The sequence below is a fragment of the Brochothrix thermosphacta DSM 20171 = FSL F6-1036 genome (genome assembly GCF_036884295.1).
Taxonomy (GTDB): Bacteria; Bacillota; Bacilli; order Lactobacillales; family Listeriaceae; genus Brochothrix; species Brochothrix thermosphacta.
Map to the genome: position 1 here is coordinate 25,476 of NZ_CP145608.1, position 23,453 is coordinate 48,928.

A 23,453-nucleotide genomic window follows, 5' to 3' on the forward strand; every position below is an offset into this window, starting at 1 on the left:
GGTTTAATTTAATCACCGTTGAAGATTGAATTTTTCACAACGACATAATCGACGTTACGGATAGCATCTAATTTTTTCCCACCAGAGTAAGAAATTGCTGATTGTAAATCTTGTTGCATCTCAACAAGGGTATCATTTAGACTCCCTTTATTTTCAACATGCATTTTTTTACCTTCAACGTTTTTCTTTTCACCTTTTTGGAATTCAGAAGCGGATCCGAAGTATTCTTTATAGAACTTACCTGCGATTTCAATCGTTGTACCTGGTGATTCTTCATGACCAGCAAATAAAGAACCGATCATTACCATCGATGCACCGAAGCGAACAGATTTAGCGATATCACCGTTTGTACGGATACCACCATCGGCAATAATTGGTTTAGAAGCAGCTTTGGCACACCAGCGTAATGCTGCTAATTGCCAACCACCAGTTCCGAAACCAGTTTTAATCTTAGTAATACAAACTTTACCTGGTCCAATACCAACTTTTGTTGCATCAGCTCCTGCATTTTCTAGTTCACGAACAGCTTCAGGTGTTCCGACGTTTCCAGCAATAACAAAACTATCAGGTAAATGTTTTTTTAGATGTTTAATCATATTGATAACAGCGTTTGAGTGGCCGTGGGCAATATCGATTGTGATGTACTCTGGTACGAGATTTTGAGCTGCAAGCTCTTCGACAAATGGGTATTCTTCTTCTTTTACACCAATGCTGATTGATGCTATAAGTGATTTTTCATGCATTTGAGCAATGAAGTCTGCGCGTTTTTGCGGTTCAAAACGATGCATTATATAGAAGTAACCGTCTTTAGCTAATTTTTCGGCGATTGTTTCATCAATGATTGTTTGCATATTTGCAGGGACAACCGGTAGTTTAAATGTGTGTTTTCCTAAAGTAACAGATGTATCACACTCTGCGCGACTATCTACGATGCATTTTGCGGGTATTAGCTGAATATCTTCATAATCAAATACGTTGTCCATAATATACACTCCTAAATACGAATGAAATTTAATCCGTAATAATAATTGTTCGTCCTTTAGTAATTTACACTATTTTGAGATAATTGTCAAAGATAGAAATTTATGAATAATCAATCATAAATTACCGGTTATTAATAGTTGGAAAAGGGAATTATAAAAAGGCCTCAACAAGTCATATTTTAGCTAAAAAAAACATTTTTTTGATGTTTTGCACAGTTATTAAGTAAATTGTGTCGGTTAGACAAGAAATAGATGTTATTTAGATGCAATTCGTTCACAAATATAGGTCTAAAGTCTTATCCTAAATGAAGTGATATGTTCTATTGTTGAGGTATGGCATTTTAGTATGTATTTATATATGAAATTTAATAGGTTCGGAGGAGAAAAAATGGATCAGTTACTATTAGCACGTTTTCAATTTGCATCAACTACAATCTTTCACTTTCTATTTGTTCCATTAAGTATTGGTCTTGTATTCATGGTTGCATTGATGGAAACATTACACGTATTTAAGAAAAAACCAGTCTATCGTAAAATGGCGATATTCTGGGGGCATTTATTCTTGCTCAATTTTGCTGTGGGTGTTGTTACCGGTATTATACAAGAGTTCCAGTTTGGGATGAACTGGTCTGATTACTCTCGTTTTGTAGGGGATGTTTTTGGTGCGCCTTTAGCGATTGAAGCACTCTTAGCATTCTTTATGGAATCAACATTTATTGGTATTTGGATCTTTGGACGTGATCGTTTATCACCTAAAGTTCATTTGATGAGTATTTGGTTAGTGGCACTTGGAACTATTTTATCAGCTTTCTGGATTTTAGCAGCCAACTCGTTCATGCAAGAACCTGTAGGTTTCCAAATGGTTAATGGTCGTGCAGAAATGAATGATTTTGCCGCGTTATTAACAAATCCGCAATTGATGGTGGAATTTCCACACGTTATTTTCGGTGCGCTTTGTACAGGTGCTTTCTTTATCGCAGGTGTCAGTGGTTTCCAAATGGCGAAAAAACGACACATGGAATTCTATAAACCATCATTACGTATTGCTTTGATTGTTGCATTGGTAGGAGCACTTGGTGTTGCATTTAGTGGGCATTGGCAAGGTCAGCACCTTGTAAAAACACAACCAATGAAAATGGCTGCAGCTGAAGGGTTATGGGAAGATTCGGCTGACCCAGCAGCGTGGTCATTGATTGCTAATATTAATGTTAAGGAACAAAAAAATGATTTTGATCTTGAAATACCTTATGCGCTAAGTTATCTTTCGTATTCGAAGTTTAGCGGTAGCGTCGAGGGAATGAAAACATTGCAAGCGAAGTATGAAAAGAAATATGCAAGTGTGGCAGGTGAGAATATGAACTATATTCCGCCAGTTAAAACAACATATTGGAGTTTCAGAGGGATGGTATTTTCAGGCATGGCAATGTTATTTATGGCTGCGCTTGGTTTATTCCTAGACTGGAGACGTAAGTTAGAAAGCAGCACGCTTTATTTGAAATTATTAGCGCCTGTGATTGCATTACCATTCTTAGCGAATTCATTCGGCTGGGTAATGACAGAGATTGGTCGTCAGCCGTGGGTTGTATTTGGCTATCAAACAACTGCGAATGCGGTATCACCTAACGTTTCTGCAGGAAGTATTTTATTCTCAACGATTCTCTTTATTGCTATTTTTGCTATTTTGGCGGCAGTTCTTGTCTTCTTGATGGTGAAAACAATTAAAGCAGGACCTTATCATGATGAAGAGCATCAAGATAAAGAAACAGTAGATCCATTTGAAGAAGGAGGTTACAAACATGAGTCTTAATGAATTTTGGTTCCTCTTAGTTGCTGTGCTGTTTATCGGATTCTTCTTCCTTGAAGGATTTGATTTTGGTGTGGGTATGAGTATGCGTTTTTTAGCAAAGGATGAAAAAGAGCGTACAATGCTTGTTTCAACAATTGGACCTTTCTGGGATGCCAATGAAGTTTGGTTGATTACTGCTGGGGGCGCACTGTTTGCGGCTTTCCCGAACTGGTATGCGACAATGTTCAGTGGTTACTATCTACCGCTATTTGCCGTTTTAATGTTGCTGATTGGTCGAGGTGTATCCTTTGAGTTCCGTCGTAAGCACGATCATCCAAAATGGACACCGACATGGGACTGGGTCATCTTCATTTCAAGTACACTTATTCCACTGTTGTTCGGTGTTTTGTTTACAAGTATGTTAAAAGGTATGCCGATTGATGCAGAAATGAACATGTATGCTGGCTTTACAGATTATATTAATGTTTACTCTGTTTGGGGCGGTATCACTTTAATGTTGTTATGCTTCTATCATGGTTTGTTATACATTACATTGCGTGTTGACCACAGCATGCGTGAACGTGCGCGTAACTTAGCTGTGAAAGTAGGTTTAGGTGTATTGGTTTCGCTCGTAGTCTTTGTACTTCTTTCAATGAAATACACTGATATTTTTAGCCATAACCTTGTAGGCGTATTGATTACAATTGGATTTATTGTTGTGAGTTATGCCTTATCGTTATTATTCACACTTAAAGGTTCTGAAAAATTATCATTTACTTTCTCTGGTCTCGGTATTGCCGGAACAATTTCACTGATTTTTGTTTCATTGTTCCCACGTGTAATGGTCAGCAGTTTAGGTGAAGCATTTAACTTAACAATTTCCAATGCATCAAGTGGTAACTATTCGTTAAAAGTAATGACAATTGTAGCTATTACATTGTTGCCATTCGTTCTTGGTTACACAATTTGGAGTTATTACGTTTTCCGCAAACGTATCACTCAAGAAGATGAACACATTTATTAATGGATAAAAGTCTTTTTAAATATAAAGGCTTCAAAATAGTGATGGTAGCCTTGATGATCTTGTCGATTATTCAAGGTTTTTCCATTATTATGCAGGCGATTTACTTAGCAGGTTCCTTAAGCGATTTGTTTGCGGGACATTCATTTCAAGAAGTGAGAGGACAGTTGCTAGGATTTCTGATAATGATCGCTGTACGTTATTTGATAACAGCTGTCAAAAGCCGCATTGCTTATCTTTTTGCTGCTAAGACAGGGACCGCTTATCGTGAAGCTGTCATTGAAAAGTTATTTCAATTAGGCTCAGGTTTTTTAAGTCAGATGGGGAGTGGGCAGACTGTTACGCTGATGATGGAGGGGGTTGCCAAGTTCCGTCGTTATTTAGAGTTGTTTATCCCTAAATTTTCCAGTATGGCAGTTATTCCGTTGATGATTGGTATTTACATGCTGTTTGTTGATTTGAAATCAGCGATTGTTTTAGGCGTGACGTTTGTTATTTTAATTTGTTTTATGATTTTGTTAGGTTGGGCTGCACAAAAAAATGCGGATGCCAAATGGGAATCGTATGAAAAATTAAGCAACCACTTCGTAGATTCTTTAAGAGGAATTGAAACATTACGTTATCTGGGGATTAGCCGTCGACATGAAAAACAAATAGCCTTTGTGAGTGAAAACTATCGTAAGTCAACGATGTCAACTCTACGGGTGGCATTCTTATCTTCATTTGCTCTAGATTTTTTCACGATGTTAGGTGTTGCAACAATTGCTGTCTTTTTAGGTGTGCAGCTAATTGATGGCACAATGATGCTTTACCCTGCGTTACTCTCATTGATTTTAGCGCCAGAATTCTTTTTGCCTGTGCGTGAAATTGGAACGGATTTCCACGCCTCACTCGATGGTCAGGAGGCTGGTAAAGCATTACAAGAAGTGTTGGATATACCTGTTTCACATGAAACAAGTTCAACTATAAAAGAATGGTCAACAGACAGTGAGTTAATACTTAACGGTGTTGTAATTAAAGGTGAAGAAGAGCGTGAAAGATTACGTATTGATAAAAAAATAGAGCTTTCTGGAGTGTGCAACATCGGTGTTATAGGTGCTAGTGGTTCAGGAAAGTCGACATTTGTTAGTTTATTAGGCGGTTTTTTAGAAGCGCAAGCAGGTGATATACAGGTGAATAAACAAGATATAAGTAGTTTGGCACAAACTGCTTGGCGAGAACAAGTGACATTTATACCACAACATCCGTATATCTTTAATTTATCGTTGCGTGAAAACATTCGTTTTTATCGTCCGACAGCCACTGAAGCTGAAGTTATTGAAGCGGCAGAACGTGCAGGTTTAAATGACTTGATTGATAGTCTAGAGTTTGGTCTTGATGCTTTCGTTGGTGAAAGTGGTCGTCAAATGAGTGGTGGTCAAGAACAACGTGTAGCACTTGCACGTGCTTATATCGAGGAACGTCCGGTGATGTTACTTGATGAGCCGACAGCGCATTTAGATATCGAAACAGAATCAGAGTTAAAAGAGACGATGCTGCCATTGTTTGAAAATAAGCTGGTGGTATTAGCAACACATAGGTTACATTGGATGAATGAAATGGATTGGGTTATCGTCCTTGATAAAGGGCAAGTGGTTGAGCAAGGTCTTCCTCATGAATTATTTGCTAAAAAAGGGACGTACTATCAGTTGGTACAAGCCCAGTTAGGAGCATAAAGATGTTACAAGATAGTTGGATTCGCCCTTATGTAAAAAAATACCGTCGGATGTTCATCGGAGTGCTAACCTTGGGAACACTGACCTTTATCTTATCGGGAGCGTTAATGTATGTCTCAGGTTATTTAATTACAAAGTCAGCTACGCAACCCGAATCAATTTTAATGGTGTATGTACCAACAGTTGCCGTACGGGCATTTGGAATAGGACGTTCGGTATCGCGTTATACTGAACGTCTAACGAGTCATAACTTAATTTTGAAGATTTTAGCAGAAATGCGTAGCCGATTGTATCGCGTGATTGAACCACAAGCATTGTTTATTCGCAAACGATTTAAAACAGGTGACATGTTAGGAGCCTTATCGAATGACATTGAACACTTGCAAGATTATTATTTAAAAACACTCTTTCCTGCAGTGGTATCACTGATAATTTATGCGATTGTGATTGTGGCGATAGGTGCTTGGTCGATTCCATTCGCGATTTTACTAGGTTGCTTAATTGGTTTACTCGTATTTGTGGGTCCATTGCTTTCGATGTTGTATGTCGGTGCCAAAAACGAACAGTTAAAGGCTGGTCGTGGGCAACTTTACAATAAGTTTGCAGATGCTATTTTAGGGATGAGCGATTGGATATTTAGCGGACAGTCACAAGTGTTTGTGAAAAAATATGATTTATTAGAAGAAGAACTATTAGTAATAGAAAATCGTAAAAACCGTTTTACAGCCTATCGTGATTTTTTAAGTCAGTTAATCATCGGTATTGGTGTGGTTTTGATTATTTGGTGGTCGAATGAGCAAGTTGGTTTAGGTGTCTTTTCACCGACGCTTGTCGCTGCCTTTGCCTTAGCGTTGTTATCGCTAGGAGAAGTCTTTATGCCGGTAGCAAGTGCAATAAGTGAACGAACCAGCTATGTGGCCTCTGTACAACGTCTACATGCAATGGAAGATAACAGCTTACCAAACTGGGAGGCTGAAGGGAAAGAAGCAGAAAAAACGATGATTTTTCCTGAAATGGCGCCATTAAAAGTTGAACGGTTAGGGTATCAGTATCCTGGCAGTGCAGCGAAGGTAATTAATAATCTAAGTTTAACGATTCAGCCCGGCGAAAAATGGGCGATTATTGGTCGTTCTGGCACGGGTAAATCAACATTGTTACAATTACTGCAAGGAGTGCTTCAAGCTGATTCAGGTTTTGTAACATATGGTGATATTAATTTGGCGACAGTGGGTGTTCATGGGTCAGATTTGATGGGCGTATTAAACCAAAAAGCTTATTTATTTGATACAACCGTCGAAAATAACATTCGAATGGGGAAAATGACTGCGAAGTCAGAAGAGATTCGAGCTGTTGCTAAGCAAGTAGGACTTGATGATCTTATTAGTCAGCTGCCTAATGGTTATAAGACGCAAATGCAAGAGGCTGGTGAGCGTTTTTCTGGTGGCGAGCGCCAACGTATTGCTTTAGCGCGAGTACTCTTACAGGAGACACCAATCGTTATTTTAGATGAACCCACTATCGGCTTAGATCCAATTACAGAAAAAGAATTGTTAGCTACAATGTTTGAAACATTAAAAAATAAAACAGTTATCTGGGTGACTCATCACTTAATCGGTGTAGAAAAAATGGACAATATTATCTTTTTAGAAAATGGCTCAATTGAGCTAGAAGGTAAACATAATCAGCTTTTAGCGACAAATGAACGTTATCAAAGATTGTATCAATTAGATAAACCATCTTTTGATTTTGAACGTTGAGCTATTATTTATAGTTAATACTTGCGCTTTTGTTAAATAATAGGTAAAATATGTATATCGTGCTAGATGGGATGTTAGCGGTATCCTGTAACTCGCAATCCGCTTAGCGAGATTGAATTCCTCTTGGGAGGACGTTAATAGGGATAGCAGCCAGAAGTAAGTGATGTTGAGGCTCGGGTCTTACGCAATGAATCTCCATGAACCATGTCAGGTCCGGAAGGAAGCAGCATTAAGTGGATCAATTCATGTGCCGTGGGGTAGCCTGAGTGGAGTTAACTGCTTGTGTAACGTGTTTTTATTGCGTTCGATGAGAGGTGCACGACTTATTATAAAAGTTGATGAACCATCATAATATAAAAAAAGGCTCTGACAGCAATTTGCTGTCAGAGCCTTTTTAGACTGTAAAGAAATTACGCCATCTATATTCAGAGCTAGGTCTCAAGGCATTTTCCAAAACGATTATACAGAGAATTATTTTATTGAGTTTTCAAAAGGCGTTTAATAGTATTATTTCCGAGGGAATTATTTTTTTGTGAAAGCAATTTTCCGACCTTTTAGAATAACGAAAAAGTAAATTGTAATAAACAGATAAGTTATCCCAGCAAACAGCCAATTGATAGTAGTAATCGTTTTATTGGAAACTAACGAGATTATGCTACTTCCAATATAGATTAGGAGTAGTGTTGACAGCAATGCTATCAATAAGATGATGAACATCCTTTTGAAATTAAACGTATCCGTAAGTTTTTCTTGTAGTTTAATATCTGATTTAATCAATTCATCTAAAGACACATCATACATATTGCTTAGTGTAATTAAGTTAAACAAGTCAGGGTAACTTTTACCACACTCCCATTTAGAAACAGCTTGGGTTGTGACATTTATTTTTTTTGCGAGTTCTGTTTGAGATAAACAGGCTCTTTTGCGAAGTTCACGTAGCTTATCTGAAGTTTCCATAACTAATCCTCCCTGTTTTATTTTTACTTACTTATATCTTAACGAAGAGAAGGTTTAAAAGATAGCAACCGCTAGTTGAAGACTGATTCTCTAAGTATAAGTTAAGTGGTTTTTTTAATTTAAATGTGTGGATTTTTAATATTATAGACATATTATCGAAAAAAATCGAAATATCCTGTCGTATTTTAGTTTATTTTTGAATAAAATAATGTTATCGTTAAATTATAGCTTAAGCAAATGCCAAATTGCTTCAGTGGTTAATTTCTAATGTTTCTCCCTTTTTACAGGGCCAATCGTTTTGCCAAACGATTGGCTTTTTTTGCGTCTAAAAAAGAGTTGTAAGTTATTTTATGTTAGATAAAACCTGTTTTTGATTGAAGAAAACCGTTATTGGAATAGTAGCAAAGTGGCGACTTTATGTTGTATAATATAAGATATGAAGTAAACAAAGGGAGTTCTTGATGATGAGCTATCGTGCTATGTATCGTGTGTGGCGTTCGCAAACATTTGCAGATGTTGTAGGGCAACAACACATCACGCATACGCTACAAAATGCTATTTTGCAAAATAAAACGTCGCATGCCTATCTTTTCTCTGGTCCACGAGGAACAGGTAAAACAAGTGTCGCTAAAGTTTTTGCTAAGGCAATTAACTGTGAACATAAAACTGAAGCGATGGAACCATGTAACACTTGTGATGTCTGTCAATCAATTACAAATGGCACGCTCGATGATGTCTTAGAAATTGATGCGGCATCAAATAATGGTGTAGATGAAATTCGTGACATTCGCGACAAGGTGAAATATGCGCCTACGCGTGTGAAATATAAAATTTATATTATTGATGAGGTTCATATGTTATCAACAGGTGCATTTAATGCTTTGTTAAAAACATTAGAAGAGCCCCCATCAAATGTTATATTTATTTTAGCAACAACAGAACCACATAAATTACCATTAACGATTATCTCACGTTGTCAACGCTTTGACTTTAAACGTATCACTACTGCTGATATTGTGGGGCGCATGCAATTTATTTTAGATACTGAAAAAATTACTTATGAAGAAGAAGCATTACAAATTATTGGGCGTGCTGCAGAAGGTGGTATGCGTGATGCGCTTAGTCTGTTAGATCAAACAATTGCCTATAATCCAGCCGAAATTCTTGTGGAAAATGCATTGATGATTACAGGTGCCTCATCACAACAATTATTAACTAGCATGGTATCTGCTGTTGCTAGTGGTGATGCTCAAGGTGCAGTGAAAACGTTGTTGCACCTCTTGAATGAAGGTAAAGATGCTACGCGTTTGGTAGAAGATTTATTGCTGTATTACCGTGATGTTATGTTGTACAAACAAGCACCGGAATTTACAGAAACCTTTGAACGTGTAACAATTGATGAAGCTTTTAAAGAAGTTGCCGAACACGTTGAAACGGCATTGATTTATCGTTATGTAGCGCAATTAAATGAGGCACAACAACAAATGCGATTCTCTAATCATCCTCAAATATATTTGGAAGTGACGTTAGTCAATATGTCGCAAGAGTCGATTGGGACAGCGATAAAAACACCTACAAATGCAGAGGTAACTAATACCGATTCTGAGGTGTCGCATGGTATAATTGAAGCGCTCCAACAACAAATTAAACAAATGCAAAGTCAAATTAGTGATTTGTCGAGTAGAGAGCCTGCTCAAGGCAATCAACCAGCAGTTAAACCAGCTCGTTCTGGCGGTCGCTCTGCACATTCATCAGGTCGTCGGGCAAAGGTTGAAACAAATGCAATCCATAACGTGTTGGATAATGCAACAAGTGATCAACTAGGATTGATTCGTCAAAATTGGTCGGATATTCTTAATATGTTGATGAAATCACAAGCAGCATTATTGGCTGAAGCAGAACCAGTTGCAGCATCTGATCAGTCGTTTGTTATCAAATTTAAATACGACATTCATTGTCAAATGGCAATGGGAAATGCGACATTTGTAGAGGATGTTAAGGCCCATGTGCTACGACTAACTCAACAACAACTTAACATTGTTGGTGTGCCAGAGGAAGCGTGGGAATCAATTCGCTCTAATTTTATAGCGAAAAGAAAATCAACAGACTCAACCGATTCAACGAATACATCAGAAACAACAGATGCAATTGACAGTATGGAGACACCAGTAACAACCAATGTTAGTCCCGCAGTGGCACAAGCAGTGGCATTGTTTGGAGAAGAACTTGTTGAAATAAAAGAAGATTAATAAGGAGGCGCTAATTATGCGTGGAATGGGAAATATGCAAGGTATGATGAAGAAAATGCAAAAAATGCAAAAAGAAATGGCTAAAGCACAAGAGGAGTTAGAAGTAACACTTTTTGAAGGAACAGCAGGCGGCGGTGTTGTTAAAGTAACTGTTGCTGGAAATAAAATGGTACAAAGCGTTGTTTTAGATGAAGACGTTGTTGATCCAGAAGATATCGAAATGTTACAAGATCTTATCTTAACAGCTACAAACGAAGCGCTTAAAAAAGTAGAAACACAAACAGCTGAAACAATGGGCAAATATACAAGTGGTATGAATATCCCAGGATTGATGTAACCGTTTAAAAATCAATACAAACACACCTTTTGTTAGAATTGACGAAAGGTGTCTTTTTTAATAATAATTCAATTATAAAGGACTGACAGGCATGCATTACCCAGAACCAATTACGAAATTGATGGATAGTTTTTCTAAATTACCAGGAATCGGTCCTAAAACAGCGTCACGTCTTGCTTTTTTTGTACTTGATATGAAAGAAGATGACGTGCTAGATTTTGCGCAAGCGCTTATTAAAGCAAAGCGTGACCTTGGTTTTTGTTCAGTATGTGGACATATCACAGATACCGATCCATGTTATATTTGTGAAGATAAAACACGTGACCGCAGTTTAATTTGTGTTGTTGAAACACCGCAGGATGTTATTGCAATGGAAAAAATGCGCGATTTTGGTGGATTATATCACGTGTTGCACGGTACAATCAGCCCGATGGATGGTATTGGACCCGAGGATATAAATGTCCCTCAATTACTTAAAAGATTGCAAAACGATGAGGTCAAAGAGGTTATTTTAGCAACGAATCCAAATGTTGAAGGTGAAGCAACGTCAATGTATATTTCACGATTGATTAAGCCTTCAGGTATTTCAGTGACAAGGATTGCTCATGGTCTACCTATGGGTGGAGATTTGGAGTACGCTGATGAAGTGACACTTTCAAAAGCAATGGAAGGTCGCCGTGAATTATAAACAATTAAAGGAGTCATAAAAATGGCTAAGAATAAAAAACGTAAGCTACACAAAGAGTACGATGAAAAATTATTACAACTTTCTAAGCAAACACATGACAATTGGAAGTTAGCGGAACATTTATATCAATTAAGTGACGATACGAATAATGCTGTTGCTTTTAATGAACAACGCACGAAAGCGATGTACTATTTTGTATTGCGAGAAGTGCGTTATCAAAACCTTGCAAGTAGTCCCAAGTATATGAGACGTTTTCAATATTAAGGAATCTCTAGGCATCATATAAAGCGTTCTCATGAGACTGTACTAGTTTCCATATAGCTGTTTTGTGTATATCTAAATAAAAAATAGTAGTATTTGCTATAAAAAAATGTGAAATCTATGCTGATTTGCGATATAATGGGTTAATATAATATTTAAAATGAGGTTTTTAGATGTTATAAGAAGCGATGATCATCCGATTTTCACAGAAATAATTATTGAATGGGGTAATCATTATGACAAAAGGTTTTTTCATGACACTAGAGGGACCAGAGGGATCTGGAAAAACAACCGTTGCCAAATTGTTAGTCGAACGCTTAGAAAAAGAGGTTGAAAAATCGATAGTTCTAACGCGTGAGCCAGGAGGTATAGCGATTGCTGAAAAAATTCGTGATGTCATATTGGATGTCTCACACACGATGATGGATGCGCGAACTGAAGCGTTGTTATATGCAGCGTCAAGACGTCAGCATCTAGTGGAGAAAGTGATGCCGGCCTTAACTGATGGTAAAGTAGTTGTTTGCGATCGTTTTGTAGATAGTTCGCTTGCTTATCAAGGGTATGGTAGAAATATTGGTGTTGATAATGTTTGGGAAATGAATCAGTTTGCAATAGCTGATTTGATGCCACAAGTAACTTTTTATCTCGATGTGCCTATTGAGGTTGGGTTTGAACGTATTTATGCAAATAAAGATCGTGAAATTAATCGATTGGATCTTGAGAAAAAAGAGTTCCATGAAACTGTTGTTGAAGGATATCGTCAAGTGATTGAACGTTTTCCAGAACGAATCGTTGTGATTAATGCAAATCAAGCAGTTGAAGAAGTAACAGAGGCAATTATTCAGACGCTAAAACAGCGCTTTCCCGACATATTCAGAACTTTAAAAGGAGGAATTTAAAATGAAATTAATTTTAGCAATTGTACAGGACCAAGATAGTGGAAAACTGCAAACTAAGTTAATGAAAGCTAAATTTCGTACTACTAAGTTGGCGACAACAGGGGGCTTCTTGAAAGCCGGAAACACAACATTTATTATTGGTACAGAAGATGAAAAAGTGGACGACGTCTTAGAAATAATCAAAGAAAATTGTAAAGCAAGAGAACAAGCTATTTCTCCTGTGGCATCACTAAGCGTAACCGTCGACACTTATGTACCTTATCCAGTTGAAGTACAAGTGGGTGGCGCAACAGTGTTCATCTTACCAGTAGATCATTTTTATCGCTTCTAATCTAGGACAGAAAAAAACCTCTAACAAGCACTAACAAATATCTTTGTTAATTACGAGAGGAATGTTTTAAAAAATGTCAGTAGACCAGAAAAACACAGATACAGGATTTTTCGGACACCCTAAAGGGCTGTCTACGCTCTTCTTTACCGAACTATGGGAACGTTTTTCATACTACGGTATGCGTGCGATTTTAATCTACTATATGTACTATTCAATTTCTAAAGGTGGATTAGGTCTTGATGAATCGTTGTCAATTGCGCTGATGTCAATTTACGGTTCGTTAATCTATATGACGGGTGTTTTAGGTGGTTGGTTAGCCGATCGCGTATTTGGTACAAGAAAAGCTGTTTTCTATGGTGGTATTCTTATCATGGTAGGACATGTTGTACTATCATTACCTAATGCAGGTGTTACGGGATTATTCAGTTCAATGGTGTTTCTAGCTATTGGTACAGGGTTGTTAAAACCTAACGTGTCCTCGATGATTGGGGATTTATATTCACCCGAAGATGCGAGACGCGCAGGTGGTTTCAGTATTTTCTACATGGGAATTAACCTTGGTGGTTTCCTTGCGCCGTATGTTACAGGTTCATTAATGAAAATAAGTTTCCATGTTGGTTTCTTAATAGCTGCTGTTGGTATGGCTCTAGGTTTAATTTTCTTTGTAATCACTCAAAATAAATTTTTAGGTGATGCAGGGAAAAACGTACCAAATCCAATTGCAAAAGAAGAGCGTGGTAAAGTTACATTACTCTTCGGATCGATTTTAGGTGGTTTATTAATCATCGCATTGGTTGGTTATCTAACAGGAACACTAATCGTTGGAAATGTTATCAATTTTATTAGTTTTGTAGCGATTTTGTTACCAATTCTTTACTTTGTAGTGATGTTGCGAAGCAAAAAAACAAACACAGAAGAGCGATCGCGTTTATTGGCTTATATTCCATTATTCCTAACTTCTGTAATGTTTTGGATGATTCAAGAACAAGGTTCAAGCGTACTCGCTGTGTTTGCAAATAAACGTGTTTCACAAACGTTGTTTAATTTTGAAATTTCACCAGCGTTTTATCAGTCGTTTAACCCGCTCTTTATTATCTTCTTATCGCCTGTTTTTGCTCTGATATGGACAAAATTAGGTAAGCGTCAACCGTCTACACCACGTAAGTTCTCTCTAGGGTTACTGTTTGCTGGATTTTCATTTTTAATCATGATGATTCCCGGTCTTATTGGTGGCACTGCAGAACACACTGCAAGTCCAATCTGGCTTATTTTAAGTTTCCTTCTGGTAACTGTCGGAGAACTATGTTTATCACCAGTCGGTTTAGGTGTTACAACACAATTAGCACCACGAGCATTTGCTGCACAAACAATGGGTGTGTGGTTCTTATCTAATGCTATGGCACAAGGTATTAATGCTCAAATTGGTCAAATATTTACACCGGACATTGAAGTTCAATATTTCGGTACACTCGGAATAATTGCTGTTATTGTTGGTTTAATTATGTTTATGGTTACACCGCAATTACTTAAGTTAATGAAGGGTGTTAAATAATAGCAGCTCATAATAAAAAGTCGTGAAATAGATTATATTTCACGACTTTTTTGTTTTTTAAAAGTATTTATACGCAAGCAAAAGCTACTCTAATGAAGAGATTCTTAGAAAAAAAGACAATTTTGGTAACTAAATATAATAGTCTAGCTATCTAATGAGTGCTAAAGAGCCGTTTAAGTTGTATAATAAGAGAAGATGATTTTCAATAAAAGGAGAAGGTATACGTGAACATGCAAGCTGAATATCTAAAAAGACAACCTGTTGTGATGCGTATACTTACCCAAAGTATCACTGAAAATCGACTGGGTCATGCTTACATATTTGAAGGAGCACGAGGAATTGGGAAACGCGAAGTTGCTTCTTGGTTAACAAAAGCACAATTTTGTATGCAAGCTTCACCTGAAAATAGGGTATGTAATAAGTGTGTAAACTGTCGACGGATTGAAGAAAGTAATCATCCAGATGTTCACTTTGTTGAACCAGATGGTGCCTCGATAAAAACACAACAAATTAAAGATTTACGCCAAGCCTTTGTTAAACGAGGTATGGAATCAGATAAAAAAATAATTATCATTGATCAGGCTGAAAAAATGACTGCGAAGTCAGCGAATAGCCTGTTAAAATTTATTGAAGAACCAGAAGCTGAAGTTTTGATTGTTTTTTTGACAACAGCTGTTCAACGTTTATTACCTACTATTCAATCACGTTGCCAATTATTGACGTTTCAGCCACTTGCAACGGAGGTTTTAGTGCGTGAATTAGAAACGCAAGGTATATCAGAAGCACGTGGTCGAGTTGTTGCACATTTAACTCAGAGTAGTTCTGAAGCAATCGAGATGGCCCAAGACGAATGGTTTGTTGAAGCGCGTAAACATGTGGTTCAACTTTATGGGTATCTGAGGGTTGCCGATCCAATGGCGTTGATTTATATTCAAACAGATTGGATAGGTCATTTTAAAGAAAAAAATAACACGCAGTTGGGTTTAGATTTATTGCTTGCGTTGTATGAAGATAAATTGCATCTACAATTGGTGAGTGAACAACCGCTGATTTGTATGCAGCAAGAAAAGATGTTGAAGCAAGACGCATTGAATACAAAATTACTCACAACCACTTATGAGATTGAACAGATTTTAACTGCAAAGAAACGAATAGAAGCAAATGTAGGCGCACAATTAGCAATGGAAGAGCTTGTGTTGACCTTTGTAGCAATAAAAAATTAGGAGGGAACTAAATGATAGAGGTCGTAGGCATTCGTTTTAAGCCTGTTGGTAAAATATATTATTTTGAGCCACCGTACAAACCGCTAAAAGAGGGTGATGCGGTCATCGTTGAAAACTCTCATGGTTTGGAATTTGGTAAAGTTGTTTTTACCAAACGTGAAATGGATGAAGAAGATGTTGTTTTACCACTGCAAAAGGTGATGCGAAAAGCAACGCCAGCAGATATTGATAAAGTGATTGAAAATGAATCACGTGAGAAAGAAGCTGTTGTTCTTGCAAAAGAACGCATCAAAAAAAGAAAATTAGATATGCAATTAGTAGATGTTGAAATTGCATTTGATCGACATCGAATGATTTTTTATTTTACAGCAGAAGGTCGTATCGATTTTAGACAACTTGTTAAGGATTTAGCCGCTGTTTTTAGAACGCGTATTGAGTTGAGACAGATTGGTGTTCGTGATGAAGCCAAATTATTAGGTGGAATCGGCCCTTGTGGACGAATGCTTTGTTGCTCTACCTTTTTAGGTGATTTTGAACCCGTATCAATCAAGATGGCGAAGGATCAAAATTTATCGTTAAATCCAACGAAAATATCTGGTCTTTGTGGTCGATTGATGTGTTGCTTAAAATATGAGAACGATACATATGAAGAAGCTAAAAAAGCGATGCCTGATGTTGGGCGTAAATTGGTTACTGCTGCAGGAAAAGGGCGAGTAACAGGCTTAAATATGTTACAGCGTATTGTGCAAGTTAAATTAGAAGATAATGCTGGAGTAGTTGAATATTCATTAGAAGAATTAATTGAAATGAAGAGTATAAAAGGTTAGTAAAGGGCGGATGTTGTATGGATAAAAAAGCTTTTTTTGATTCTGTGACAAACATGGAAGAACAGATTGGTGATCTATATGGTCAATTGAGTGGCTTAAAAGATAATTTACAAATTGTTTTGGAAGAAAACAATCGCTTAACTATCGAAAATACACATTTACGTGAGGCGCTAAATCAACAGCAGGATGTGCCGGCCGAAGATGGTGGCGATAAAGTGTCAGAAACAACGCAAACAGTAACGCCTGATCAATCAGCAGGGCATGATAATCTTATGCAATTGTATAAAGAAGGCTTTCATATTTGCAATGTGCACTTTGGAAGTCCCCGTACAAATGGTGAAGACTGCTTGTTTTGTCTCGGTTTTTTAGGACATAAAAATCAATAATTTCAAAGAGTCGCCGTTAAAATAGGAGGCTCTTTTTTTGCATAACAGCGTTATCGTATCAAGGAGGAGTAAGAGTGGAAGTAATTTTAAAAACAGATGAACGTCTTGATCATCTATTGGCGCAATCATTGCGTATTATTCAAAGTCCCAGTGTTTTTTCATTCTCATTGGATGCAGTTTTGCTAGCTAATTTTTGTCGTATTCCCTATAGTAAAGGGAAAATAATGGATTTATGTAGTGGTAATGGTGTTATCCCATTATTGCTTAGTTCAAAAACAAAGGTCACCATTGACGCGCTTGAAATACAACCCCGTTTAGCAGACATGGCCCAGAGGTCAGTTGAATATAATGAACTCTCACAGCGTATTCATATCTATGAAGGTGATTTACGCGAGGCGACTCAACAGTTCGATAATGAAAGTTATAGTTACGTGACTGTCAATCCGCCTTACTTTTCAACACCTCCTGCAGGTGAAAAAAACAAGAATGAACATCATACAATCGCGCGACATGAAGTGATGTGTACGCTGGAAGATGTAGTGCGTACAGCGAGTTCATTAACTAAACAAAATGGTAAAGTAGGCATGGTTCATCGTCCAGAACGTTTGATTGAAATTATTGATTTAATGCGCCGTTACCGCTTAGAACCAAAGCGCATTCAATGGGTACATCCAACGCCTGATAAAGCAGCGAATACTATTTTAGTTGAAGCGATTAAGGATGGGAAACCCGGTGTCATCTTTGAACCGCCTATCTTTGTTCATGAAGCAGATGGCTATACAAAACAAATCAAGGAATGGCTATATGGAACAAACTAAACATTATTTTTATGTGTTGATGTGTGCAGATAATACTTATTATGGTGGTTACACAACTGATATTGTGAGGCGAGAGGCCGAACATAATCGCGGTTTTGGTTGTAAGTATACATTCACTCGTCGCCCTGTAGAATTAATCCATCACGAAGTATTTGAGAATCGTTCATTAGCGATGAAGGCGGAGTATGCCTTTAAAAAACAATCGCGTCTGGCGAAGGAACGTTATCTAAAAAGCAAAAAAGTAGAGGAGAGTTAACATGCAAACGCAACAAAGTTTTCAGCCGTCTGATGCGGGGAAGTTGTACCTTGTGCCAACACCGATTGGTAATTTAGAAGATATGACATTTCGTGCAATTAAAATACTAAAAGAAGTAGATGCAATCGCTGCGGAAGATACACGTAATACGATTAAACTACTTAATCATTTTGAAATTAAAACACCCATGGTCAGTTATCATGAACATAATAAACGTACACGTGGCGATGAATTAGTTCAACGTTTACTTGTAGGTGAAAATATTGCACAAGTGAGCGATGCAGGCATGCCATCTATTTCAGATCCTGGACATGAGTTGGTACTAGCAGCGACAGCTGTTGGAATAACTGTTGTGCCGTTGCCAGGGGCAAATGCGGCGTTAACAGCTTTGATTTCTTCAGGAATTACGCCACAACCTTTTCTATTTTATGGCTTTATCTCACGCTCTAAAAAGGAACGCCAAGAAGAAATTGAGAAATTAGCTAAAAAACCAGAAACTTTGCTTTTTTATGAGTCACCGCATCGTTTGAAAGAGACATTAAATGCTCTTTATAAAGGGATGGGAAATCGCCAAATAACACTTTGTCGTGAGTTGACTAAGCGATATGAAGAGTTTATTCGTGGCACGATTGAAGAAATCATTGAGTGGGCCAAAACATCGGAGATACGTGGCGAGTTTGTGATTGTAGTTGCTGGTAATAATCATGTGGTTGATGAAGATGTTATCACGTTTGATCACCTTAGCCTAAAAGAACACGTCGAAGAAATAATGGCGCAACAAAACTTAACGTCAAAGCAAGCCATTAAAGAAGTTGCAGTATTACGAGGCATCGCTAAACGTGAAGTATACGCGGAATATCACGATATAGATGAAAGTGAAACTAGCTCGCTTGGTCTCTAAAGAATGAAAATTACGGGTGTATTTTGCTATAATTTTATTTTTTTCTTCTATTAAAATGTTTATTGAAGTATGAAATGCTATAATGTTATAAATAGTCTGAGGAAAATATAGAAATTCCTGGGAAAGTAATGATTATCATGAGGAGGGCTTCATTTGCCAATCGAAAAGAAACCATTTTATTTAACGACACCGATTTATTATCCAAGTGGCCGTTTACATATCGGACATGCATACACGACAGTTGCGGGAGATGCAATTGCACGATACAAACGCTTAAAAGGTTTTGATGTGTTTTATCTTACGGGAGTTGACGAACATGGTCAAAAAATTCAACAAAAATCAGATGAACTTAATGTAACGCCACAAGCTTATGTTGATACAATGGCAGAAGGTATCCAAAAATTATGGAAAAAATTAGATATTTCAAATGATGATTTCATCCGAACAACTGAAGATCGTCATAAAAAAACAGTTGCAGCTATTTTTGACCGTTTATTAAAACAAGGTGATATATATTTAGACCAATATGAAGGTTGGTACAGTATTCCAGATGAAACGTTTTACACAGAAACGCAATTGGTTGATGTTGAACGCGATGCGGACGACAATATTATCAAGGCGAAAAGTCCAGATAGTGGGCATCCTGTGGAACTAGTAAAGGAAGAATCTTACTTTTTCCGCGTCAGCGAATATGCTGATCGTCTATTAAAATATTATGATGAACATCCGGATTTTATCCAACCAGAATCACGTAAAAATGAAATGATTAATAACTTTATCAAACCAGGTCTTGAAGATTTAGCCGTTTCACGTACAACATTTGATTGGGGTATTAAAGTGCCGAGCGATCATAAACATGTCATCTACGTGTGGATTGATGCGTTGGCTAACTATATCACGGCATTAGGATACGATAGTGATAATCCTGCGAAATTTGATAAATACTGGCCAGCTAACGTACAAATAGTTGGGAAAGAAATTGTACGTTTCCACACAATTTATTGGCCAATTATATTAATGGCGTTGGACTTACCATTGCCAAAACAAGTATTTGCACACGGCTGGTTATTGATGAAGGACGGTAAAATGTCTAAATCTAAAGGTAATGTCGTTGATCCCGAAGTTTTGATTGATCGTTATGGTTTAGATGCATTACGTTACTATCTATTACGTGAAGTACCTTTTGGATCAGATGGTATTTTTACACCTGAAGATTTCATTGATCGCTCAAACTTTGACTTATCAAACGACCTTGGTAATTTATTGAACCGTTCGATTTCAATGATCAATAAATATTTTGACGGTGAAATACCAGCGTACGAAGCAAATGTTACTGAATTTGATGAATCGCTCGTTAATTTTAAGGATGAAATGACAATCAAATTTGACAGTGCCATGGACGGTTTCCAATTTTCAGTGGCTTTAAGCGAACTTTGGGGTTTTGTGCGTCGTACGAACAAATATATTGATGAAACAGCACCTTGGGCGTTGGCGCGTGATGAAGAAAAACGTCATGAACTTGCAAGTGTTATGTCTCATTTAGCTGAGTCATTGCGCATTACAGCAGTGATGTTACAGCCGTTCTTGACGGAGGCACCGAAAAAAATGTTTGAACAATTAGGTTTGGATGCAACTGGATTGAATGATTGGTCAACTGTTGAGGGTTTTTCAGCGATACCTGCAGGAACTAGAGTCATTGAAAAGGCAGTACCGATGTTCCCTCGTTTAGATACAGAAGAAGAAGTTAAATTCATCGTGTCACAAATGGGTGGCGGCCAAGTTGAAAAAACAGAGGCAGCAGCGGTTGAAGTAGAACATTTACCTGAAATTACAATTGATGATTTCCGTAAAATGGAATTGCGTGTTGCTGAAGTTATAGAGGTAGAAAAAGTTAAAGGAACAGATAAACTCCTTTGCTTCCAATTAGATGCAGGCGAAGGTAAATTACGCCAAGTTATCTCAGGGATTGCAGAATATTATAAACCGGAAGATTTAATTGGCAAGAAAGTTACCATTGTAGCGAACCTTAAACCAGTTAAATTGCGTGGTAAATTATCAGAGGGCATGATTTTGTCTGGCGAACATGATGGCAGATTACGCGTCATTGAAGCTAATTCTGAACTGCCTAACGGGTCTTTAATCAAATAAGGATAAATTATATGACTGAAGAAAAAAGAGCAGTCAGCACGTTATACAAACGAATAAAGACGAGGGTAGAATTATCCCTGTCTCTGACGGGGATGAGGATGTAATATCCTCGTCTTTTTTTAAATTGAGGAGGAAGAATAGATGTTATTTGATACACATGTACATATTAATGACGAAGCATACAATGATGACCTGGAAAGTGTTTTAGAGAACGCTAAACAACATGATGTAAAATATATGGCCGTTGTAGGATTTAATGAAGAGACCATTAAACGTGCTTTAGAATTAGCGGATCGTTATTCATTCGTTTACCTTATTTTAGGTTGGCATCCTTGTGATGCAAATGATTTTAAACCTGAGCATTTACAATGGTTAAGAGAACTTTGTTCACATCCCAAGATGGTTGCACTGGGAGAAATGGGGCTTGACTATCATTGGGACACAGCTCCAGAAGCTGTTCAAAAAGATGTTTTTCGTCAACAAATTCGCTTAGCTCATGAAATGAATAAACCTATTGTTATTCATAATCGTGAAGCAACAGCGGATACTTTGACGATTTTAAAAAAAGAGCATGCTGAAAAAGTAGGTGGTATTATGCACTGTTTTGGCGAGACAGAAGATGTTCTAGCTGAGGTTCTTAAGCTAGATTTCCATATTGGTATTGGGGGCACAGTTACTTTTAAAAATGCGAAATTGCCTAAAATCGCGGCTCAAAAAGTACCTATTGATCGTTTATTAGTTGAAACAGATTGTCCTTATTTAGCACCAACTCCCCATCGTGGCAAACGAAATGAACCCGCTTATGTTCAGCTAGTTGCTGAAGAAGTTGCTCAATTAAGGGGTGTAGATTACAGTGAAATAGCTGAAAAAACAACTGAAAATGCTCTTTCCTTATTTAGAATTAATGAAAATCAATGAAAATTCACAAACGATGGGTAGTAGAATACTTTATATCAGTGATGAAAACAGCTGTTTAAGAGAAAGTATGTGAAAAGTGTTACATACTTGTAACACTAATAACATATAAACTAATAAAAAAAGCCTGCTAAATCGAATGAGTGCTGATTTAGTGGGCTTTTTGGCGTTTTTGATACATTTGCAACATTTTGCAATATTTAGATTGTGTTAGAGAGCTGTTTTGCGCTAAAACCCCTATAAAACAACGATTAAGAGTGTGTTTCTTTTTTTAAAGCTTCCTTTTATTTGGGCGGTTGCAATTGAGAGGTCACTCCATCTATACTATGTGAAGTAGAAAGGGGGAGCAAAAAAAATGAAAGTCTTAAAACAAATTTTGCCCCACTGGTCAATTAGCGTAGCGTTGATTGCCGTATTGATAGCGAGTTCGAGTATTATTTCAACAACAAATAAATCCGTGATGACGGTTCATGCGTCAACAACAACAACTCAGGCTAAAGCTCCTGTAATTAAACCAGGTGCACTAGTATCAGAAATTGTTAAAGTTGATGTTATCGATTCAAAAGGAAACAAAATAACTTTTTCAGCGATTAAAGGTAGTACGCTAGAAGCAGCAATGAAATTAGCTAAGGTTACAGTACCTACAACTGATGAATTACCAATGCCGCTTAGCACAGTATTAGAAAATGATATGAGTGTTGTTTTAACAGCGACTAACGAAACGGTTAAAAACAAAAACATTCGTTTTAAAACTGTTGAAAAAGAAGATGATTCTCTAGCTGAAGGTAAAACTAAAGTCGCTCAAAAAGGCGAACAAGGTAAAAAAGAAATGACATATGAAACTGTTGTTGCTAACAACACAGTTCAATCAACTAAAAAAATATCTGAAACAACTGTTCAAGAACCAGTTGATAAAATTGTATTAGTAGGTACGAAAGTGAAAGAAACAAAAGAAGTCGTTGCTACAAAAACAGAAAAACCAGTTGCTGAAAAAGAAGAGAAAACAACTCAAGCTGCAACTTCAACTGAAGAGATTGTAGAAACAAAAGCAGAAGCTCCAGCAGCTGCAACAAGTGGTCGTACGATGCAAGTAGAAGCAACAGCTTATACAGGCGGTGGCATAACAGCGACGGGTATTAATCTTAACGATAACTCAAAAGTTATTGCTGTAGATCCCTCAGTTATTCCATTAGGCAGTCGTGTGTTAATTGATGGTTATGGTGAATACATTGCTGGTGATACTGGTGGTGCAATCAACGGTAACATTATCGACGTATACGTTGCTTCGCATAGTGAAGCTATTTCGTTTGGTCGTCGTGCATTAACAATTCATGTCCTTAACTAAAACATTTTAAGCTGTTTACTCTAACGTTTTAATTAACGAGAGTAGGCAGCTTTTTTCTGTTGTGGTAATATAAGTAAGAGATTAAATGAAGTGAAGGA

General features: G+C 37.3%; 22 protein-coding genes and 1 other RNA gene. 21 read left to right on the forward strand and 2 right to left on the reverse strand.

Features of this window, described 5'->3' with window-relative positions:
* Positions 1 to 8 precede the first annotated feature (8 nt).
* On the reverse strand, positions 9 to 983 hold the full coding sequence (gene guaC, locus V6S17_RS00110) for a GMP reductase (protein ID WP_029091311.1): 975 nt from the start codon (positions 981 to 983) through the stop codon (positions 9 to 11).
* Between the two features lie 388 nt (positions 984 to 1,371).
* On the opposite strand from guaC, the gene V6S17_RS00115 reads away from it, so the two are divergent.
* The 5 genes from V6S17_RS00115 (at position 1,372) to ffs (ending at position 7,584) form a co-directional block, all read left to right on the forward strand.
* Positions 1,372 to 2,790, forward strand: a complete 1,419-nt coding sequence (locus tag V6S17_RS00115) for a cytochrome ubiquinol oxidase subunit I (RefSeq protein WP_029091310.1) — start codon at positions 1,372 to 1,374, stop codon at positions 2,788 to 2,790.
* Positions 2,780 to 3,793, forward strand: coding sequence for a cytochrome d ubiquinol oxidase subunit II (gene cydB, locus V6S17_RS00120; protein ID WP_029091309.1), 1,014 nt, complete (start codon positions 2,780 to 2,782; stop codon positions 3,791 to 3,793). The genes V6S17_RS00115 and cydB overlap by 11 nt, the downstream gene beginning before the upstream one ends.
* Complete coding sequence (gene cydD, locus V6S17_RS00125; RefSeq protein WP_029091308.1) at positions 3,793 to 5,505, forward strand: thiol reductant ABC exporter subunit CydD; 1,713 nt, start codon at positions 3,793 to 3,795, stop codon at positions 5,503 to 5,505. Before cydB ends, cydD begins: the two co-directional genes overlap by 1 nt.
* A 2-nt stretch (positions 5,506 to 5,507) precedes the next feature.
* Entirely contained in the window at positions 5,508 to 7,262 is a 1,755-nt protein-coding gene (gene cydC, locus V6S17_RS00130) for a thiol reductant ABC exporter subunit CydC (protein WP_029091307.1), read from the forward strand.
* A gap of 57 nt (positions 7,263 to 7,319) precedes the next feature.
* Positions 7,320 to 7,584, forward strand: an RNA gene (ffs, locus tag V6S17_RS00135) — signal recognition particle sRNA large type.
* A 200-nt stretch (positions 7,585 to 7,784) separates the two neighbouring features.
* On the opposite strand, the gene V6S17_RS00140 is transcribed toward ffs, so the two are convergent.
* Complete coding sequence (locus V6S17_RS00140; protein ID WP_069124563.1) at positions 7,785 to 8,219, reverse strand: helix-turn-helix domain-containing protein; 435 nt, start codon at positions 8,217 to 8,219, stop codon at positions 7,785 to 7,787.
* 464 nt (positions 8,220 to 8,683) lie between these two features.
* Between V6S17_RS00140 and dnaX the strand changes: the two genes are divergently transcribed.
* The 16 genes from dnaX to V6S17_RS00220 all read left to right on the forward strand — a co-directional run bounded on the left by dnaX (position 8,684) and on the right by V6S17_RS00220 (position 23,355).
* Positions 8,684 to 10,468: a DNA polymerase III subunit gamma/tau gene (dnaX, locus tag V6S17_RS00145; protein ID WP_029091306.1), complete on the forward strand. Its 1,785-nt coding sequence runs from the start codon at positions 8,684 to 8,686 to the stop codon at positions 10,466 to 10,468.
* A 16-nt stretch (positions 10,469 to 10,484) separates the two neighbouring features.
* Entirely contained in the window at positions 10,485 to 10,805 is a 321-nt protein-coding gene (locus V6S17_RS00150) for a YbaB/EbfC family nucleoid-associated protein (RefSeq protein ID WP_029091305.1), read from the forward strand.
* Between the two features lie 91 nt (positions 10,806 to 10,896).
* Entirely contained in the window at positions 10,897 to 11,493 is a 597-nt protein-coding gene (recR, locus tag V6S17_RS00155; RefSeq protein WP_029091304.1) for a recombination mediator RecR, read from the forward strand.
* A gap of 21 nt (positions 11,494 to 11,514) precedes the next feature.
* Positions 11,515 to 11,757, forward strand: coding sequence for a DUF2508 family protein (locus V6S17_RS00160; RefSeq protein ID WP_029091303.1), 243 nt, complete (start codon positions 11,515 to 11,517; stop codon positions 11,755 to 11,757).
* 233 nt (positions 11,758 to 11,990) lie between these two features.
* Positions 11,991 to 12,653 (forward strand): dTMP kinase, encoded by a 663-nt coding sequence (gene tmk / locus V6S17_RS00165; RefSeq protein ID WP_029091302.1) that lies wholly within the window; start codon positions 11,991 to 11,993, stop codon positions 12,651 to 12,653.
* A gap of 1 nt (position 12,654) precedes the next feature.
* Positions 12,655 to 12,984 carry a cyclic-di-AMP receptor gene (locus V6S17_RS00170; RefSeq protein WP_029091301.1) on the forward strand — a complete coding sequence of 110 codons (330 nt, stop codon included), beginning with the start codon at positions 12,655 to 12,657 and terminating at the stop codon, positions 12,982 to 12,984.
* Positions 12,985 to 13,057: 73 nt separating this feature from the next.
* On the forward strand, positions 13,058 to 14,536 hold the full coding sequence (locus V6S17_RS00175; protein WP_029091300.1) for a peptide MFS transporter: 1,479 nt from the start codon (positions 13,058 to 13,060) through the stop codon (positions 14,534 to 14,536).
* A gap of 230 nt (positions 14,537 to 14,766) precedes the next feature.
* Entirely contained in the window at positions 14,767 to 15,759 is a 993-nt protein-coding gene (gene holB, locus V6S17_RS00180) for a DNA polymerase III subunit delta' (RefSeq protein WP_096699497.1), read from the forward strand.
* Positions 15,760 to 15,770: 11 nt separating this feature from the next.
* Complete coding sequence (locus V6S17_RS00185; RefSeq protein ID WP_029091298.1) at positions 15,771 to 16,586, forward strand: PSP1 domain-containing protein; 816 nt, start codon at positions 15,771 to 15,773, stop codon at positions 16,584 to 16,586.
* Between the two features lie 17 nt (positions 16,587 to 16,603).
* The gene (locus V6S17_RS00190) at positions 16,604 to 16,972 is read left to right on the forward strand and encodes an initiation-control protein YabA (RefSeq protein ID WP_029091297.1); all 369 of its coding nucleotides are present in this window, start codon (positions 16,604 to 16,606) and stop codon (positions 16,970 to 16,972) included.
* A gap of 83 nt (positions 16,973 to 17,055) precedes the next feature.
* Positions 17,056 to 17,790, forward strand: a complete 735-nt coding sequence (locus V6S17_RS00195; protein ID WP_029091296.1) for a tRNA1(Val) (adenine(37)-N6)-methyltransferase — start codon at positions 17,056 to 17,058, stop codon at positions 17,788 to 17,790.
* Positions 17,777 to 18,046, forward strand: coding sequence for a GIY-YIG nuclease family protein (locus V6S17_RS00200; RefSeq protein ID WP_029091295.1), 270 nt, complete (start codon positions 17,777 to 17,779; stop codon positions 18,044 to 18,046). Before V6S17_RS00195 ends, V6S17_RS00200 begins: the two co-directional genes overlap by 14 nt.
* A 1-nt stretch (position 18,047) precedes the next feature.
* Positions 18,048 to 18,947: a 16S rRNA (cytidine(1402)-2'-O)-methyltransferase gene (rsmI, locus tag V6S17_RS00205; RefSeq protein WP_029091294.1), complete on the forward strand. Its 900-nt coding sequence runs from the start codon at positions 18,048 to 18,050 to the stop codon at positions 18,945 to 18,947.
* A 153-nt stretch (positions 18,948 to 19,100) separates the two neighbouring features.
* Complete coding sequence (gene metG, locus V6S17_RS00210) at positions 19,101 to 21,095, forward strand: methionine--tRNA ligase (RefSeq protein WP_029091293.1); 1,995 nt, start codon at positions 19,101 to 19,103, stop codon at positions 21,093 to 21,095.
* Between the two features lie 141 nt (positions 21,096 to 21,236).
* Entirely contained in the window at positions 21,237 to 22,013 is a 777-nt protein-coding gene (locus V6S17_RS00215) for a TatD family hydrolase (RefSeq protein WP_029091292.1), read from the forward strand.
* A 352-nt stretch (positions 22,014 to 22,365) separates the two neighbouring features.
* Positions 22,366 to 23,355, forward strand: a complete 990-nt coding sequence (locus tag V6S17_RS00220; RefSeq protein WP_051457444.1) for a G5 and 3D domain-containing protein — start codon at positions 22,366 to 22,368, stop codon at positions 23,353 to 23,355.
* Positions 23,356 to 23,453: the final 98 nt, after the last annotated feature.

What these genes read in the sequence shown, in the direction of transcription:
- V6S17_RS00150 (WP_029091305.1), top strand. Translation starts at nt 10,485, where the DNA reads ATGCGTGGAATGGGAAATATGCAAGGTATGATGAAGAAAATGCAAAAA.
- V6S17_RS00215 (WP_029091292.1), top strand. Translation starts at nt 21,237, where the DNA reads ATGTTATTTGATACACATGTACATATTAATGACGAAGCATACAATGAT.
- V6S17_RS00115 (WP_029091310.1), top strand. Translation starts at nt 1,372, where the DNA reads ATGGATCAGTTACTATTAGCACGTTTTCAATTTGCATCAACTACAATC.
- holB (WP_096699497.1), top strand. Translation starts at nt 14,767, where the DNA reads ATGCAAGCTGAATATCTAAAAAGACAACCTGTTGTGATGCGTATACTT.
- V6S17_RS00170 (WP_029091301.1), top strand. Translation starts at nt 12,655, where the DNA reads ATGAAATTAATTTTAGCAATTGTACAGGACCAAGATAGTGGAAAACTG.
- V6S17_RS00200 (WP_029091295.1), top strand. Translation starts at nt 17,777, where the DNA reads ATGGAACAAACTAAACATTATTTTTATGTGTTGATGTGTGCAGATAAT.
- guaC (WP_029091311.1), bottom strand. Translation starts at nt 983, where the DNA reads ATGGACAACGTATTTGATTATGAAGATATTCAGCTAATACCCGCAAAA.
- cydD (WP_029091308.1), top strand. Translation starts at nt 3,793, where the DNA reads ATGGATAAAAGTCTTTTTAAATATAAAGGCTTCAAAATAGTGATGGTA.
- V6S17_RS00220 (WP_051457444.1), top strand. Translation starts at nt 22,366, where the DNA reads ATGAAAGTCTTAAAACAAATTTTGCCCCACTGGTCAATTAGCGTAGCG.
- tmk (WP_029091302.1), top strand. Translation starts at nt 11,991, where the DNA reads ATGACAAAAGGTTTTTTCATGACACTAGAGGGACCAGAGGGATCTGGA.
- V6S17_RS00160 (WP_029091303.1), top strand. Translation starts at nt 11,515, where the DNA reads ATGGCTAAGAATAAAAAACGTAAGCTACACAAAGAGTACGATGAAAAA.
- cydC (WP_029091307.1), top strand. Translation starts at nt 5,508, where the DNA reads ATGTTACAAGATAGTTGGATTCGCCCTTATGTAAAAAAATACCGTCGG.
- V6S17_RS00185 (WP_029091298.1), top strand. Translation starts at nt 15,771, where the DNA reads ATGATAGAGGTCGTAGGCATTCGTTTTAAGCCTGTTGGTAAAATATAT.
- dnaX (WP_029091306.1), top strand. Translation starts at nt 8,684, where the DNA reads ATGAGCTATCGTGCTATGTATCGTGTGTGGCGTTCGCAAACATTTGCA.
- V6S17_RS00190 (WP_029091297.1), top strand. Translation starts at nt 16,604, where the DNA reads ATGGATAAAAAAGCTTTTTTTGATTCTGTGACAAACATGGAAGAACAG.
- recR (WP_029091304.1), top strand. Translation starts at nt 10,897, where the DNA reads ATGCATTACCCAGAACCAATTACGAAATTGATGGATAGTTTTTCTAAA.
- V6S17_RS00140 (WP_069124563.1), bottom strand. Translation starts at nt 8,219, where the DNA reads ATGGAAACTTCAGATAAGCTACGTGAACTTCGCAAAAGAGCCTGTTTA.
- V6S17_RS00175 (WP_029091300.1), top strand. Translation starts at nt 13,058, where the DNA reads ATGTCAGTAGACCAGAAAAACACAGATACAGGATTTTTCGGACACCCT.
- rsmI (WP_029091294.1), top strand. Translation starts at nt 18,048, where the DNA reads ATGCAAACGCAACAAAGTTTTCAGCCGTCTGATGCGGGGAAGTTGTAC.
- cydB (WP_029091309.1), top strand. Translation starts at nt 2,780, where the DNA reads ATGAGTCTTAATGAATTTTGGTTCCTCTTAGTTGCTGTGCTGTTTATC.